This is a genomic window from Algibacter sp. 2305UL17-15, assembly GCF_040720935.1.
Taxonomy (GTDB): Bacteria; Bacteroidota; Bacteroidia; order Flavobacteriales; family Flavobacteriaceae; genus Jejuia.
Genome location: NZ_JBFDAE010000006.1, coordinates 17,911 through 33,770, shown reverse-complemented (window position 1 = coordinate 33,770; position 15,860 = coordinate 17,911). Strand labels below are relative to the sequence as shown.

Genomic DNA, 15,860 nt, shown 5'->3' with positions numbered 1-15,860 from the left:
ATGACGAAGCGAATATCTACCATACTTTTAACATACGGTGCCATTTTAGTAGTATTGCTAACTGCTTTTGCTTTCAATACCATTTCAAATGAAGCACCTGATACCAGGCAATTAAATTTGAATGAGGATATTGAAACCAAGGTAGATTCGGTTTTAAGCTTAATGCATCTTAATGAAAAAATAGGACAATTAGTGCAGTATAGTGGTAAATGGAACGCAACGGGACCTTCATCTTCAAATGGCGATCAGCATAAATTGGACAAACTTAAAAAAGGGGAAGTAGGTTCTATGTTGAACGTTACTTCTGTGGCGTCGATTCGTGAAACCCAAAAAATTGTGATGGAACATTCACGGTTAAAAATCCCATTGATTTTTGCGTATGATGTTATTCATGGCTATAAAACCATTTTCCCAATTCCTTTAGGGGAAACGGCTAGTTGGGATTTAGATGTCATCAAACAATCGGCAGCAATCGCGGCTAAGGAAAGTGCTGCTTCTGGTTTAAACTGGACGTTTGCGCCCATGGTAGATGTCTCTAGAGATGCACGTTGGGGTAGGGTTATGGAAGGCGCTGGTGAAGACCCCTACTTAAATTCTGTTGTTGGTGTGGCTCGAATAAAAGGATTTCAAGGCGATGATTTATCTCATATTTATACCATTGCAGCTTGTGCTAAACATTTCGCAGGTTATGGTTTTGGAGAAGCGGGAAGGGATTATAATACCGTAAATATAGGCGATAATGAGTTGCACAATACGATATTGCCACCTTTTAAAGCCGCTGCCAAAGCAGGTGTTGCCACATTTATGAATTCGTTCAACGATATTGATGGTATTCCTGCAACAGGGCATAAAGTTTTGCAAAGAGATATTTTAAAAGGTAAATGGGGATGGAACGGATTTGTAGTTTCAGATTGGGGTTCCATAGGCGAAATGATTGCCCACGGTTATGCCGAAGATAAAAAACATGCTGCCCAAATCGCTATGAATGCAGGTAGTGATATGGACATGGAATCTTATGCATACGAAGCCTATTTAGAAAAACTGGTTGAAGAAAACAAAGTTGATATCGCCCAAATAGATGAAGCAGTTAAGCGTATTTTAAGAATTAAATTTGAATTGGGATTATTTGATGATCCGTTTAAATATTGCAATGAACAACGTGAAAAAGAGGAGATTTATACTGATGAACATTTAGCTATAGCCAGAGATGTTGCAAAAAAATCCATTGTTTTGTTGAAAAATGAAAATGATGTTCTACCACTTTCAAAATCGCTAAAAAGTATTGCTGTTATTGGGCCTTTGGCGGATGATAAAGATTCTCCACTAGGAAATTGGAGAGGAAAGGGAGACTATAATTCGGCGGTTTCTCTTTTGGAAGGTGTGACATCGGCCGTTGGAACATCCACTAAAATAAACTATGCAAAAGGTGTAGATTTGACCATACCTACTTTAGAACCCGGTAAAAACCAATTTTTATATCCTTTAAAATTTAATACAACCGATAATTCTGGGATTGCGGAAGCTGTTGCCATGGCAAAAAAATCGGATGTTGTGTTATTGGCTATCGGAGAAAATGCGTACCAAACAGGAGAAGGGCGAAGTCAAACAAATATTGGGTTTTTAGGACTTCAAAATGAATTGTTGGAAGCTGTTTATAAAGTGAACAAAAATATTGTGATTGTGTTGATGAATGGCAGGCCAATGGATTTAAGTCGTGTTTCGGAAATCTCTCCTGCCATATTGGAATGTTGGCACTTAGGCTCAGAATCTGGAAATGCTATTGCCGATGTTGTTTTTGGAGATTATAATCCTTCTGGAAAACTGCCTGTGTCGTTTCCTCATCATGTGGGACAAGAGCCATTATATTACAATCAAAAAAATACGGGACGTCCTTGGAGCAGCAAACATGTTACGTATTCTGGGTATAGAGATGCGCCAAAATCTGCATTATATCCTTTTGGTTTTGGTTTGAGCTATACATCATTTAAATATAATAATTTGAATTTTGATAAAACTGAAATTGATAAAAATGGAAGTATTAAAGTGTCCGTTGCCGTTTTAAATACTGGCGATAGAGACGGGGAAGAAGTGGTTCAGTTATATATCAGAGATTTGGTGGGTAGTTTGGTACGGCCTATAAAAGAACTTAAAGCCTTTGAAAAAATCATGTTGAAATCTGGAGAAACTAAAACCGTTTCGTTTACTATTGATGCTAAAATGCTTCAGTTTTATACGGCAAATAAAAAATGGGAAGTGGAGCCCGGTGATTTTGATATTTTCATTGGAGGTAATTCAAAAGACACCTTAAAATCTAGAATCACTATTACAGAATAAAACATAGCGATAGCCTTTTTCTTGATTTTAAAGTGTTGTCTTAAAAGATATTTCGTTTCATTTTGGTAGTATTTTTTTCTGTAAGATTTAATAATTCAGAAATTAACTTCAGCTACCAAATTAGTTTTTTTCTAATTGATATTGATTTTCAAAACAACTTGATTATAACTCGACTTTACAGTAATTTCAGGTCAATGTCAAGTTTTGTTTGATAGGTGGATAGCATGTTAGTTCTAAATATGATATATTTAAATTCTAAACCACCATATATAAACTAAGTGAGCATTAAAATTACTAAACCCAAGACTAGAAAACGTTACAACATTCTTACAATGATATTTATTACGGTTGTAATAAATTATTTGGATAGAACAAATATATCGGTAGCAGCTTTTGCTCTTAGAAAAGAGTTGGGAATAGACACCGTACAAATGGGATATGTGTTTTCAGCTTTCGGATGGTTTTATGCACTTTTACAAATTCCAGGCGGCATAGTTGCGGATAAAGTAAAATCTAGAATACTTTACACTGTTATTTTAGCATTATGGTCTGTTGCAACGTTATTACAGGGCGTTGTAAATTCTTTTACAGCTTTATTAGGACTTAGGGCAAGTATAGGAGCGTTTGAGGCACCTTCGTATCCCATCAATAATTTAGTCGTAAGTAGATGGTTTCCAGAACATGAGAGAGCATCGGCAATTGGGATTTATACTTCTGGTCAGTTTCTTGGTTTAGCATTTTTAATGCCAGTTTTAGCATTAATTCAAGATGCTTTGGGGTGGCGCGGACTTTTTGTCGTTTCAGGTGTTATTGGGCTTATTTGGGCTGGAGTTTGGTATTTCTTTTACAGAGATCCAAGAGATCATAAAAGTGTGAGTGATTCAGAATTACAATACATTGAAGACGGAGGTGGCTTGGTTGGCTCTAAAAAAAAGGATGAGCTTATGAAAAAATTTGAATGGTCTGATTTTAAACAAGCATTCATTTACAGAAAACTTTGGGGTATTTACATAGGGCAATTTTGTTTAGGAGCTACTACAATGTTCTTCCTAACATGGTTTCCAACATATCTCGTAGAATTTAGAGGTCTAGATTTTATAAAATCTGGATTTTTGGCATCAGTTCCTTTTTTAGCAGCTTTTGTTGGGGTTTTATTATCTGGTTTTACATCAGATTTTTTAATTAAGAAAGGCGTTTCAAACGAAATTTCTCGAAAAGCACCTATCATTACAGGAATGTTGCTATCAACATGTATTATTGGAGCTAACTATACAGATGATACTTTTTTTATTATTCTGTTTTTGGCTATCGCTTTTTTTGGTACAGGTTTAGCCAGTATAGCCTGGGTATTTGTATCTTTAATAGCACCTAAAGAAAATTTAGGACTCGTAGGAGGCGCTTTTAATTTTATAGGTGGTTTATCAGGTATTGTAATTCCAATAGTTATTGGTTATTTGGTGAGAGATGGGGATTTTAGTCCCGCACTTATATGTATTGCGGCAATAGCCTTTTTGGGCTTTTTCTCATATACCTTTCTAGTTGGCAAGGTAGAACGCATCATTCCGAAGACATAATAATAAACATGATATAAAATGAAGATAACGGCGGTAAAACCATATCCAATCAATGTCGGTTCTGGCAGTCAGTTAGTTGTTAAGGTTGAAACAGATTCTGGTATTTACGGATGGGGCGCTTCTGGCTTGTCAGGAAGAGAACTAGCTGTTGTTGGTGCTCTTAAACATTTTGAACCACTAATTATTGGAAGAAATCCGATGCAAATCGGCGCTATTTGGCAAGATTTATATCGCGGACAGTATTTTGAAGGAGGCCGTGTGTTAACAGCCGCCATATCGGCTATTGATATTGCGCTTCACGATATTAAAGGAAAGGCGCTCGGCGTTCCAGTTTACGAATTATTGGGAGGAAAACAACGCGATTTTGTGGAGTGTTTCGCTTCTGTACGGTTTTCAACTTTAGAAGCATTGTTAAACCAATCTAAAAAGCTGATAAGTGAAGGTTGGAACATGATCAGGTTAGCACCCGCCGAATTTGAAAATCAAGAAGATATTTCACGATTTGAACCTAGGGAATCTATCGCTATAATGGCGGAATGGATGATTGCTTTGCGACAAGAAGTTGGTAGTAAAGTTACCATTGGAATTGATTACCATACGCGATTGACCGCTGCAGAAACCTATTCTTTTATGAAGAGAATGCCTCCGGGTACATTAGATTTTATAGAAGAACCGATACGGGATGAAAACCCAGAAGCTTACGAAAGTTTAAGAAGCTTAATTGATATTCCATTTGCTATTGGAGAAGAATTTTCCAGTAAATGGCAATTCTTACCATTTATAGAACGCAATATTACGCAGTTTGCGCGTATTGATGTCTGTAACGTCGGTGGTATTACCGAAAGTATGAAAGTAGCCTCAATGGCAGAAGCACATTATATAGATCTCATGCCACATAACCCTTTAGGCCCTATTTGTACAGCGGCTTCAATTCATGTGGCAGCAGCAAGTCCAAACTTTAGTTGGTTAGAAGAGGTAAATACTGGGGCTCATGTATCTACAAACGATCCTAAATTCTACCCATTACAACCTAAACTTGCAGGCGCAAGATATCCAGTTTTAAATACGCCGGGTCTAGGAGTAGAAGTTAATGAAGAATTGGCTAAGCAGAGTAAGTTTGTGCCTGTTGAGATTCCTAGGTTAAGAAGAAATGATGGTTCTTTGACTAATTGGTAATTTTCTAATAAAACGAGATGACAAGAAAGGAAATTGTTGCTATAATTGAACAAGAAAAAGTTGTTTTTGTAACGCGTCTAAAAGATGCAACAAAAGTTCAGTTAGTTATTGCGTCTTTAATTAAAGGAGGTGCAAAAGTGATGGAGATTACATCCAATACCCCAAATTATTCCGAAGAGATTTCAAAAGCACGCGCATCATATCCACATGTAATAATTGGAGCGGGAACAGTCATTAACTCGAAAATTGCAATTGAGGCCATAAAAGCTGGAGCACAATTTTTAGTAAGTCCCAATTGCAGTATTGAATTGGTTACAATAGCACATCAACATGGAATTCCCATCTTAATGGGCGCATTAACACCAACTGAGATTTGTGAAGCTTGGAACGCAGGAGCAGATTTTGTAAAACTTTTTCCAGCGGATATCATGGGGATTCCTTATTTTAAGTCGATTAGCGGACCACTTGATAATGTGAAGATATTAGCGGTTGGAGGCATAGAGTTACATCGTGTGAAAGATTGGATGGATGCAGGTGCTTATGGTATTGGAATTGTCAGCGTCTTGAAGGAGCCTATTGAAAATGAAGAAGACTATATCGCTATTGAGAAAAATGCAAATAACTTTATAAATTTATTAAAAGACATATAATGAATGAGCTTAAAATTGTGGGCATTGAATTATTTAAAGTACCACCACGATGGTTGTTTTTAAAAATAATAACTGAATCTGGAATTATTGGTTGGGGAGAACCGGTAGTTGAAGGTAAAGCAGATACAGTTGCAGCATGTGTCAAAGAATTAGAAAAGTTTATAATTGGCAGAAATGCCAATGATATTGAAGATATATGGCAAGTTTTATATCGCGGTGGTTTTTATCGCGGCGGCCCTATATTGATGAGTGCCATTTCTGGAATAGATCAAGCCTTATGGGATATTAAAGGAAAGTATTTAAATGTTCCTGTTTATGAATTGTTAGGAGGTGCTGTTAGGCACAAAATGAAAATGTATTGTTGGATTGGGGGAGACAACCCGGAGGTGGTTCTAGAACAAGCACACGAAAAAGTTACATCTGGTTTTAAGGCAGTTAAAATGAATGCTACTGGAGCAATGGATTGGATAGCATCATTAAGTGATATCAAAAAAGTATCAAAAAACATAAAACTGTTAAGGGAAGAATTCGGTTTCGATTTAGATATCGGATTAGACTTTCATGGGAGAGTGCATAAACCCATGGTAAAGCGCTTAATAGATGAACTTGCGCCTTACGAGCCACTATTTATTGAAGAGCCTGTTTTAAGCGAAAATAATGAAGCTTTAAAACCTATTTACAATTACACCAACATTCCTATCGCTACTGGGGAGCGTATGTTTTCCAGATGGGATTTCAAAAACATTTTACATCAAGGCGTTGTTGATATTATTCAACCAGATTTAAGTCATGCCGGTGGGATTTCAGAAGTAAGACGAATTGCAACCATGGCTGAAGCTTATGATATCACTTTAGCACCTCATTGTCCGTTAGGGCCAATTTCTTTGGCATCTGCTTTACATGTAGATTTCGTTTCGGCCAATGCTATTATTCAAGAAACTAGTATCGGTATGCATTATAATAATGGCTATGATCTTTTAGATTATGTGTCAAACCCAGAAGTTTTTGATATTCATGACGGTTACATTAACTTATTTGCCAAACCGGGTTTGGGCGTTGAAATTAATGAGGATAAATTAAAAGAAGCTCAAAAAATCGGTTATTATTGGTCTAATCCTATTTGGAGAGGTAAAGATGGTAATTTTAGTGAGTGGTAAAATATAAGACTGTATGAGGTGTTTTTTAGTATTAGTAGGTATTGCTTTTTTTGCTTGTAATTCAAACCATAAAACTGAAAACCCGAATAGTGTGCTTTTTGTTGTGGACGATTTAGGGCGGACAGATTTGTCTTTCTATGGAAGTGAATTGTACCAAACACCTAATGTAGATAGATTGGTTGAAAATGGCACTAAATTAACAAACGCCACTTGTACAGCACGCTATTCTTCTCGTTCTAGTTTAATGTCGGGTAAATATCCAACACATGGATTTATAGAACAGCTAGACCCGGCACTCGAAAAAATAATTAGTACAGACGCGAAAATAGAAGTATTGGCAACTGGATTTAATTGGTCTGAAGGGCCTGTTTGGCTGGCGGAAGAAGAAAAAATTATATTCTCTGATGTGCCCGAAAATAAGATTTTTCAATGGCGTGAAAAAGACGGTTTAAGTCTATATATGATGCCTTCAGGATATACTGGAAAAGCACCAAAATCTGGAGGTATAGGCTCTAATGGACTAACCTTAGATTTAAATGGAAATTTAATTCTTTGCCAACAAGGGGATAGAGTTATCAGTAAATTAGTGTCTTTAAAAGATTCAATCAGTCCAAAGTTTGAACAAATAGTTACCAATTATAATGGTAAAAAGTTCAACTCGCCAAATGATGCTGTTTTTGATAGAAACGGGAATATGTATTTTACAGATCCTTCTTTTGGATTGGGTAAGGAGAAGAGTGACATCGGATTCAACGGTGTTTACTTTTTTAGCAAGAATGGAAATCTCCTTTTAGTGAATAAAACTATAGATAAACCAAATGGCATTGCAGTTTCCAATGACGGAACGATACTTTATGTTTCAGATTCTAATTCTGAAAGACCATCTATCTGGGCATTCGATATTATTTCGGAAGGGAAAGTGAAAAACAAACGACGCTTATTTGATGCTACAAAAGCTTTACATAAAAGTATAGATAAGCAAAAAGCCGATGGTATGAAGTTGGATAGCAAAGGCAACATATTTTTTGCGGGCCCTGGAGGTGTTTTAATTATAAACCCAAACGGGAAACATTTAGGAACTATCAGATTAGATAAGCCCACAGGGAATTGTGAGTTTGCAAATAACGGCAAAACGCTTTTTATTACTTGTGATGATTATTTATTGCGGGTTGATTTAAAATAAATTAAAACTTTGTTTAAATACCAATTCAATTAAATTCTAGATTTGTCAGTTTGCTGATTCATAAAACACTTCAAATGCCCTTAACCCTAATATTACAAGAAAACGACTATTCCTATATTGGAACTATAATTCTTGGGATCCTCTTAAGCGGTGTTGTTTTTCTAATATTTTTATTTATACGAAAAATTATCACAACTATTTTAGATGGTTTAGAAATGGGTTATGCGCTATTTACAAAGCGTCCCATATTTATTCATTTTTATCTTTTCAAAAGAAAATTAAACCGATATCAAATTCATATTTTAAAAGCACAATTTTCTTTTTACAATCGTTTAAATGAAAAGCACCAAACCTATTTTAGACATCGCGTCGCAACGTTTATCAAAAGAAAGAAATTTATAGGAAAAGAAGGTTTTGTGGTCACGGAAGAAGCAAAGGTCTTAATTTCGGCTACGGCCATAATGCTCACTTTTGGTTTTAGAAATTACATCATTGAGTACATAAAAACCATCATAATATACCCTACGGCTTATTATTCAAGGTTTTCTAAAGCATCCCATAAAGGAGAATTTAACCCCAGACTTAAAACCTTGGTGTTATCATGGGATAATTTCATTGAGGGACATCGCATTAAAAATGATAAACTCAATTTAGGCATCCATGAGTTTGCGCACGCCATTCATTTTAATAGCATAAAACAAGAGGATATTAATGCTATATTATTTGTGGATACATTTAATGAATTAAGAACTATGCTGTCCTCGAACGAACAATTAAAAAGAGATTTGGTGGCTTCAGAATTCATTAGAAGTTATGCCTTTACCAATGATTCTGAACTGTTGGCGGTTATTATAGAAACTTTTATTGAGTCGCCCAAAACGTTTAAAAAACTATTTCCAGAGATTTACGGTAAAGTAAAACAAATGCTGAATTTCAACTTTTCAGGATATTAATATTTTGGCATGACTTTTATCATAATTTTTATTTTTTTTGATTCATAAATTTAGGGTAATTAAACTTAAAGAATTAGCATCATGATAAGAAAAGCACCAATTTCGATGATAATGACCCATAATGTCATTACATTAAAAAAAGACGACAATTTAGAAAAAGCAGAACATTTGTTCAAGCATCACAGAATAAGGCATATTCCTGTTGTTAATGAAAACGTTGTTATAGGGATGTTAAGTTATACCGACCTTTTAAGGCTAAGTTTTGGTGATTTAACTGATAATACTGAGAAAGGAACAGATGTTTTGGTGTATAATATGTTTACTATCAATCAGGTTATGAATAGAAGGGTAGTGTCTGTATCTTCATCAAGTTCTATTAAAGAAGTAGCGGAGATATTAGCAACTAAAGAATTTCATGCGCTGCCTGTAGTGGACAATAATAAGTTAGTAGGTATTGTTACCACTACAGATTTGATAAAATACTTGCTTGCTCAATTTTAACCAATAAAGCTCCGTGTTCAAAATATTTTTAAAAGTGATCTTTATCATAAAATCTACTTTAAAATAGCACTAATTTTGTTTAATAATTTAAAATTATCAACCATGAGAGAGCCAGAACTTGTTTCGACAATAATGACAAAAAATGTAGTTGGTTTAACCCGTTCGGATTCTTTAGAAAGAGCTAATGTTCTTTTCAATAGATTTAAAATCAAGCATATTCCCGTAGTTTCTGGCGAGTCGATTATTGGTTTGTTGAGTTTTACTGATTTAATGCGAATAAGTCAAGTAGAGGCTCCTGATACTTTCAACGGAAAAACAATAAATACCATAGTACAAAACACTTATACCATAGAACAGGTAATGGCAAAAGATATCGTTACAATTACCACGGATACAACTATCAAAGAAGCAGCAAAAATATTGTCAAACCGAGAGTTTCATGCGCTTCCAATCGTTGAAAATGGTACACTAGTTGGGATTATTACAACCAGGGATTTATTGAAATACTTGGTAAAACAGCTTTAAGAATTAGCTATTGTTTTTAGGTTTTTTATCGTTTCTGTTTGATGGCTACTTTTAAACACATGGCTACCTGCTACAAAAACATCCGCGCCTGCGTCAACCAATTGTTTAATGTTTTTATCTGTAACACCACCATCAATTTCAATGCGTGTATCCAAGCCTTGCTCATCTATCATTTTTCGCAATTTTTTTACGCGATTATAAGTGATGTCCTCAAATTTTTGACCTCCAAAACCAGGGTTTATAGACATTAGTAATACCATAAAACATTCCGGTAAAATATCTTCTAAAACAGATACAGGCGTTGTTAAGTTAAGTACCACTCCTGCTTTACAGCCAGCATCTTTAATTTGTCTTAAAGTACGGTGCAAATGTACAGTAGATTCATGATGAACAGTAATAATGTCTGCACCAACCTTTGCGAATTCTTCAATATAGCGCTCTGGTTTTTCAATCATTAAGTGCACATCCAAAGGTTTTGTGGCATGTTTTTTAATCGCTTGAATTACTGGCATGCCATATGAAATGTTAGGCACAAAATGACCATCCATAACATCGATATGAAACCAATCCGCATCGCTATTGTTAACCATTTCTGTATCGCGTTGCAGGTTGCCAAAATCGGCAGCAAGCATTGAAGGTGCAATTAATTTTGAAGCCATTAATCTAAAGTTTTTTAAGTTTTTGCAAATGTAATTAAAATGTGAGGATTAATTGTTTTTTTTTGACAGAAGAGAGAAGACGGGAGACGGGAGACGGAAGACGGGGGACAGAAGACGGGAGACGGGAGACGGGAGACGGGAGACCGGTGGAGAAAAGAGAATAGAATAAAGAGAATATATTAATAGCCCCTTCCTTTAGGGTGGGGATAAAAAGTGAACCCCCGGTAATCAGCCGAGGGTTCTTTCATCAATCAAAAAACGAACAGTTATGTTTTGTAACTGTTGTTACCTTAATTTAGTCGTAACGCCAAGGCGATACTATCCTAAATATGTTTTCAATATTTTACTTCTAGACGTATGTTTTAATCTACGAATAGCTTTTTCTTTAATCTGTCTTACACGCTCACGAGTTAAATCGAACGTTTCTCCAATTTCTTCTAAAGTCATTGGGTGTTGGTTTCCTAAACCAAAGTACAAACGAATAACATCAGCCTCACGAGGTGTTAATGTTTCTAAAGCACGCTCAATTTCAGTACGTAATGATTCGTGTAATAATTCTTTATCAGGGTTTGGAGATTCTCCAGAGTTTAATACATCATATAAGTTGGAATCTTCACCTTCAACTAAAGGCGCATCCATACTTACGTGGCGTCCAGAGTTTTTCATAGACTCCTTAACATCGTTGATCGTCATGTCCAACTCTTTTGCAATTTCTTCTGCTGAAGGCGGACGTTCATGACTTTGCTCCAAGAAAGCAAATGTTTTATTAATCTTGTTAATAGAACCAATTTTGTTTAACGGTAAACGTACAATACGCGATTGTTCAGCCAAAGCTTGTAAAATCGATTGACGAATCCACCAAACAGCATAAGATATAAATTTAAAACCACGTGTTTCATCAAAACGTTGTGCAGCTTTAATTAAACCTAAATTACCTTCGTTAATTAAATCGGGTAAAGTAAGTCCTTGGTTTTGGTATTGTTTTGCAACCGATACCACGAAACGTAAATTAGCTTTCGTTAACTTCTCTAAAGCGATTTGATCGCCAGCTTTAATACGTTGTGCTAATTCAACTTCCTCGTCGGCTGTAATTAAATCAACCTTACCAATTTCCTGTAGATATTTATCTAACGAAGCGGTTTCTCTATTGGTAACCTGCTTCGTAATTTTAAGTTGTCTCATCTAATGTTATCCTGAATTTAATTGTGAATAAATAGGGCGCTCAATAGTTATACGTTCAAATGTTACATTTTGTTACAAAAAAGCGAAACTATTTTCAACTTCTTTGATTTTTAGACACAAAAAAGCCTTAGTAGTCACAATTCCAATAGAATAGTAGTGTTGAATAACTTAACAGTATTTGATGGTTAGCCCTATTCAAAGCTAAAAGGTTCATTCGCATTTATCTGATCCCTTAATCTATGGATTTTTCGATGCATTTTGTTAAAAAAGAGTGTTCTGTCCTTTTCGCCAGCATTAACAAGTAGTTTGGAATTGCTCATAAAATTCTGTAAGAACTCATACATGATATCACAAGTTAACTGATGGTCAATTTTAAAATAACTTAAAACGGTAAAAGGGGCAAAAAACACTTTTTGGTAAGGTGTTTTAATCATAATTGTATTGCTTAATGTATGAATTTCATTTAAGTATAAATTATATGAGGCATGATTTTTAGAGCCTATCATGGTCTGTTGAATAGTCTGTTTTTCAATATCCTGAAAAACATGTTCAATGTCATCACAAATATGAAGTGCCATTTCTTTGGTAAGCAAACCAGATTCGAAATAATAAATAACCTGTTGCAAAGTTCCGTTAATAGTCGTGTTATTCCAAATTTCTATGGTATTGACATTTTTGTAAATTTCTCCTAAATTAAACGCGCTATCCAATAAAGATGGCGGGATGGTTTCTAGAAATTCCTCAAATGAGACTTTGTTTTTCGCCATAGTATTATCAATATCTTTTAGCCAAACATAGAGTTTGTACCTGGATAGGTAAGAATCTTTAAGCGTATGAAAAATAGGAATGTCTTTAGCGGAGTAAATTATGGTAGAGCCCTTTAGTTTTGTTAAGGGAAATACGTTTTTGTAAGATTGTATCAGCCAGTTTTGTAATCCAGCTTGACTATCAATTTGGGGCGATAACTCAGTTAAAATAGTATTTTGATTTCCTACTTCAAATAACTTATTTAATGAGATTTTATAATGTTTGGCGAGTTTTACACTTTCTTCTAAAGATAAACTGGTTTTTAAATTAATCCGTCTGTAAGCGGCATCGTAGCCTATATCTAAAACACCAGCTATTTCTTCAGCAAAAGAGGTGTTGTCGTGAGTCTTTTCTTTTAGGAATTTAATGAATCGTTCTTGCATTTTTTCAAAAATTACAAGTTGTTAGGGAGTCATTTTGTGAAAATTAAGAAAAATAGTTGACTTTTTCAGACAGTTTATCTATTTGATTTTTAAAAATTGCAATTATATTTGAGTGTATTGTTCAAACTTTTGCTATTAACAATTTAAAATACCAACCATGAAAACTCAAAACTCTAACAAATCAAGTAAATTACTCCAGAATATCGTTCAACTCATTGATAACTACATCTATTATGCTTAACACTTTTGTTTAGTATCCATATACATGCTCAAAAAAAGCTAAAAAAGTGAAGATTTATAAAGTGTGGGCAGAACTTGAGAATGAAACCAAGCAAAAAGGGTATTTATTTTCAAATCAATTGTCAATTAGCTCAAGTTTTAAAATTTTAACAGGCTGTAAATCATTTATGTCAAATTCTCCATTATTTTTTTTCCAAAGCTGTGAAAAGCTTTGCAATTGGCTGTTGGCTAAAAAATAAAATTTATTATTGGAAATCACACCAGTTGTTGGTTGGTTTAGTATTTTATCATCTGGAACTAAAACAATTATTTGCTTTACGCTATCCAATTTATTGTTCAAAACATATTGACACACAACTCTATTATCCGTAAAAGGTTGTACTGCAATTAGAGAATTATTGTAAAAATAAAGTCCATCAGCACCTACTTTTTCATCGTTCGGAATCGAAATAATCTTTAACTCCTGTGTTTCAATATTCAATTTCCCAAAGGCATTGGGTTTGGCATATAAAGCCAAATACAAATTACTGTCTTGTTCATCTATATCTATTCCATTTGCTCTATACTCTTCCGGTAGTGTCGCGAAAGGCCTCAAGGTGTCTTCATTTGGAACAATGGTATAAATGGTTCTTGTCCTCATTTCGGTGGCGAACACTTGTCCTTTACTGCTTACTGTAATATCATTAAAGAAAAATGACTCAGCATCCGTTTCAAGCCAAAACTGTTGTGTAAGTTCTTTTGTGTTTAAATTATATTTAAATATTCCTGACTTGTTGTGTACAGGGTCCGTTAGGCCTTTAACTGGCATGCCCCTTCCTGACGAACTGGTACAGACCCAAAGAGTTTGTCGTTTAGCATCTACTTTCATGCCAATGACACCTAATAAACCATCTTGACCTGAATGAACAAAATTTGATACATTCCCAACAGAGTCAATTTTCAAAATTTTTCTCTTCCAAGTACTTCCAATATAAAAAGAGTTGTCTTTTGGATTGTGCGCAATGCCTTCCGGGATTAAATCTGGCTCATCAATTGTATGGGCTATTTTGAATTTTTTTGAATCGTTTACTGCTGCTTCAACCAATTCCCAAGTATCCCAAATATCTTTAAGCAAAGGGTCGAATGTTTGTTTATATTTACTCTTGGCAATTGTATCGAATAAGTCGTGCATTTCACCTCTTAAATCTGGAAAATTATCGGTTACTTGTTTCATACCTGTCCAGGCATTCATATGATTTTCGAAGGCGTGGAAAAAGTCTTTCGGACAATTTTTAAAATCAAGATTATTGATTGAAGCAACATATTGGTCGATGGTGTTGCTTAAGGAAATGCTTTTACAAGCGTGATTTCTTATTCTACCCAAAGAATCATCTTGTGATAAAATGAAATTTATGCACTCAAGTTTTGACGGATTGGTTCTGTATTGAACGATTGATTTTTCAGGACCTCTATGACAACTCGTTACAATCAAAAAAGCAAATAAAGTAATAAGGAAAGTGAGATTATCTAGCTTTATCATCGATTTATTTTTTATAAGGTTATTCTTTAACTCAACAATGGCAGATAGTTAAAAGATACATAATTTCTAAATATTAGTCGTTGTTATTTAAATTACCGCCAACGTATTCGTATTGTGGGTGGTTGCGTTGACCAGGCTAAGGTTAGTAAACTATCACGAAGCAGAGGGAAATACACCAAGATTTTCCTAGTACATAACTGCCACCGCCATTAATTATACACGGTGTGTCTGTTGGGCAATCACTTGTTAGATATACCGAAATTTCGTATATTAATACCTGCAGGGCAACAAGATATTTCAAGAAAAATTGTTCAACAATTTCCAGTTGAGCGCGCGAGTCCCGAGGGACAATTTTTACAGCAGCTTATCAGAGATCCAGGATCTGAGGTTGTAGTTTTAAAAAGTAGCATAAATCGCCAAATAATAAGACGTATAATTGGTTTTAAGCCACCCCTGATTTTAGTGAAAACATAAATCCCTAAAAACGGAAAGGGCTTAAAGTCAGGTTTGTATCAATTTTGAAGCGTTCCTGCCTGTCGGCAGGTTTCTATGGTGTTGTGCTACGGTTACCGTTGTTCTGCTTAGTGTTTTCCGCATGCAATTTCAATTCCTTGTTCATTTGCTCAAATCCATTTTTGGTATCCCTTTCCAAACTCTTAGAAAAGAATTTGACTAAAATTCCGCTAAAATTTTCACTTTGCTCGAAATTGGTCGTTCCGTTTCCGTTGTCAGTCAGTTTAAATTTATGTTCTCCGTCAAAAAGACCTTTGAACCAAAGATGACCAAGCCATTTTAATTCTGTGTTTTCATTCAAGGTCAATACGACAGGTTTAAAGGTCATTCCTTGTAACTTTATTCGAATTTTGTTTCCAACTTTTACATCTCCAGAAACCGACTTAATAAACGAATTCCATTCGGGATAATTCTCAAAGTCCGTTAATATTTTCCAAATTCTTTCTTTACTTGCGTTTATCGTAATCGATGTTTTAATTTTCTTTGCCATAATGTTTAATTTAT

The 15,860-nt window shown here is 34.9% G+C and carries 14 protein-coding genes; 9 read left to right on the top strand and 5 right to left on the bottom strand.

Annotation, left to right across the window (positions count from 1 at the left end):
• The 9 genes from bglX (at position 1) to ABXQ82_RS07915 (ending at position 10,053) form a co-directional block, all read left to right on the top strand.
• A complete protein-coding gene (gene bglX, locus ABXQ82_RS07955) occupies positions 1 to 2,334 on the top strand; it encodes a beta-glucosidase BglX (protein ID WP_367057481.1) in 2,334 nt (777 codons plus the stop codon).
• A gap of 332 nt (positions 2,335 to 2,666) precedes the next feature.
• Positions 2,667 to 3,908: an MFS transporter gene (locus ABXQ82_RS07950; RefSeq protein ID WP_367057479.1), complete on the top strand. Its 1,242-nt coding sequence runs from the start codon at positions 2,667 to 2,669 to the stop codon at positions 3,906 to 3,908.
• Positions 3,909 to 3,926: 18 nt separating this feature from the next.
• Positions 3,927 to 5,084, top strand: coding sequence for a mandelate racemase/muconate lactonizing enzyme family protein (locus tag ABXQ82_RS07945; protein WP_367057476.1), 1,158 nt, complete (start codon positions 3,927 to 3,929; stop codon positions 5,082 to 5,084).
• A gap of 17 nt (positions 5,085 to 5,101) precedes the next feature.
• Positions 5,102 to 5,734 carry a bifunctional 4-hydroxy-2-oxoglutarate aldolase/2-dehydro-3-deoxy-phosphogluconate aldolase gene (locus tag ABXQ82_RS07940; protein WP_367057474.1) on the top strand — a complete coding sequence of 211 codons (633 nt, stop codon included), beginning with the start codon at positions 5,102 to 5,104 and terminating at the stop codon, positions 5,732 to 5,734.
• Positions 5,734 to 6,891, top strand: coding sequence for a galactonate dehydratase (gene dgoD, locus ABXQ82_RS07935; protein WP_367057472.1), 1,158 nt, complete (start codon positions 5,734 to 5,736; stop codon positions 6,889 to 6,891). Before ABXQ82_RS07940 ends, dgoD begins: the two co-directional genes overlap by 1 nt.
• Before the next feature lie 13 nt (positions 6,892 to 6,904).
• Positions 6,905 to 8,074 (top strand): SMP-30/gluconolactonase/LRE family protein, encoded by a 1,170-nt coding sequence (locus ABXQ82_RS07930; RefSeq protein WP_367057469.1) that lies wholly within the window; start codon positions 6,905 to 6,907, stop codon positions 8,072 to 8,074.
• A gap of 74 nt (positions 8,075 to 8,148) precedes the next feature.
• Complete coding sequence (locus ABXQ82_RS07925) at positions 8,149 to 9,027, top strand: zinc-dependent peptidase (RefSeq protein ID WP_367057467.1); 879 nt, start codon at positions 8,149 to 8,151, stop codon at positions 9,025 to 9,027.
• Positions 9,028 to 9,108: 81 nt separating this feature from the next.
• Positions 9,109 to 9,528 (top strand): CBS domain-containing protein, encoded by a 420-nt coding sequence (locus tag ABXQ82_RS07920; RefSeq protein ID WP_367057465.1) that lies wholly within the window; start codon positions 9,109 to 9,111, stop codon positions 9,526 to 9,528.
• Between the two features lie 102 nt (positions 9,529 to 9,630).
• The gene (locus ABXQ82_RS07915) at positions 9,631 to 10,053 is read left to right on the top strand and encodes a CBS domain-containing protein (protein ID WP_367057462.1); all 423 of its coding nucleotides are present in this window, start codon (positions 9,631 to 9,633) and stop codon (positions 10,051 to 10,053) included.
• Here the strand turns inward: ABXQ82_RS07915 and rpe are convergent.
• From rpe to ABXQ82_RS07890, 5 genes are all read right to left on the bottom strand, one after another.
• Positions 10,050 to 10,712 (bottom strand): ribulose-phosphate 3-epimerase, encoded by a 663-nt coding sequence (rpe, locus tag ABXQ82_RS07910; RefSeq protein ID WP_367057460.1) that lies wholly within the window; start codon positions 10,710 to 10,712, stop codon positions 10,050 to 10,052. The two genes, ABXQ82_RS07915 and rpe, sit on opposite strands and share 4 nt — an antisense overlap.
• Before the next feature lie 318 nt (positions 10,713 to 11,030).
• On the bottom strand, positions 11,031 to 11,894 hold the full coding sequence (locus ABXQ82_RS07905; protein WP_019387909.1) for a sigma-70 family RNA polymerase sigma factor: 864 nt from the start codon (positions 11,892 to 11,894) through the stop codon (positions 11,031 to 11,033).
• 191 nt (positions 11,895 to 12,085) lie between these two features.
• Complete coding sequence (locus ABXQ82_RS07900) at positions 12,086 to 13,084, bottom strand: hypothetical protein (protein ID WP_367057457.1); 999 nt, start codon at positions 13,082 to 13,084, stop codon at positions 12,086 to 12,088.
• A gap of 355 nt (positions 13,085 to 13,439) precedes the next feature.
• Positions 13,440 to 14,843 (bottom strand): hypothetical protein, encoded by a 1,404-nt coding sequence (locus ABXQ82_RS07895; RefSeq protein ID WP_367057454.1) that lies wholly within the window; start codon positions 14,841 to 14,843, stop codon positions 13,440 to 13,442.
• A 547-nt stretch (positions 14,844 to 15,390) separates the two neighbouring features.
• Positions 15,391 to 15,846, bottom strand: a complete 456-nt coding sequence (locus ABXQ82_RS07890) for an SRPBCC domain-containing protein (protein WP_367057452.1) — start codon at positions 15,844 to 15,846, stop codon at positions 15,391 to 15,393.
• Between the last annotated feature and the right edge of the window lie 14 nt (positions 15,847 to 15,860).

Coding starts and splice junctions, on each gene's coding strand:
- rpe (WP_367057460.1), bottom strand. CDS start 10,712: ATGGCTTCAAAATTAATTGCACCTTCAATGCTTGCTGCCGATTTTGGC.
- ABXQ82_RS07930 (WP_367057469.1), top strand. CDS start 6,905: ATGAGGTGTTTTTTAGTATTAGTAGGTATTGCTTTTTTTGCTTGTAAT.
- ABXQ82_RS07890 (WP_367057452.1), bottom strand. CDS start 15,846: ATGGCAAAGAAAATTAAAACATCGATTACGATAAACGCAAGTAAAGAA.
- dgoD (WP_367057472.1), top strand. CDS start 5,734: ATGAATGAGCTTAAAATTGTGGGCATTGAATTATTTAAAGTACCACCA.
- ABXQ82_RS07925 (WP_367057467.1), top strand. CDS start 8,149: ATGCCCTTAACCCTAATATTACAAGAAAACGACTATTCCTATATTGGA.
- ABXQ82_RS07915 (WP_367057462.1), top strand. CDS start 9,631: ATGAGAGAGCCAGAACTTGTTTCGACAATAATGACAAAAAATGTAGTT.
- ABXQ82_RS07950 (WP_367057479.1), top strand. CDS start 2,667: ATGATATTTATTACGGTTGTAATAAATTATTTGGATAGAACAAATATA.
- ABXQ82_RS07900 (WP_367057457.1), bottom strand. CDS start 13,084: ATGCAAGAACGATTCATTAAATTCCTAAAAGAAAAGACTCACGACAAC.
- ABXQ82_RS07940 (WP_367057474.1), top strand. CDS start 5,102: ATGACAAGAAAGGAAATTGTTGCTATAATTGAACAAGAAAAAGTTGTT.
- ABXQ82_RS07905 (WP_019387909.1), bottom strand. CDS start 11,894: ATGAGACAACTTAAAATTACGAAGCAGGTTACCAATAGAGAAACCGCT.
- bglX (WP_367057481.1), top strand. CDS start 1: ATGACGAAGCGAATATCTACCATACTTTTAACATACGGTGCCATTTTA.
- ABXQ82_RS07895 (WP_367057454.1), bottom strand. CDS start 14,843: ATGATAAAGCTAGATAATCTCACTTTCCTTATTACTTTATTTGCTTTT.
- ABXQ82_RS07945 (WP_367057476.1), top strand. CDS start 3,927: ATGAAGATAACGGCGGTAAAACCATATCCAATCAATGTCGGTTCTGGC.
- ABXQ82_RS07920 (WP_367057465.1), top strand. CDS start 9,109: ATGATAAGAAAAGCACCAATTTCGATGATAATGACCCATAATGTCATT.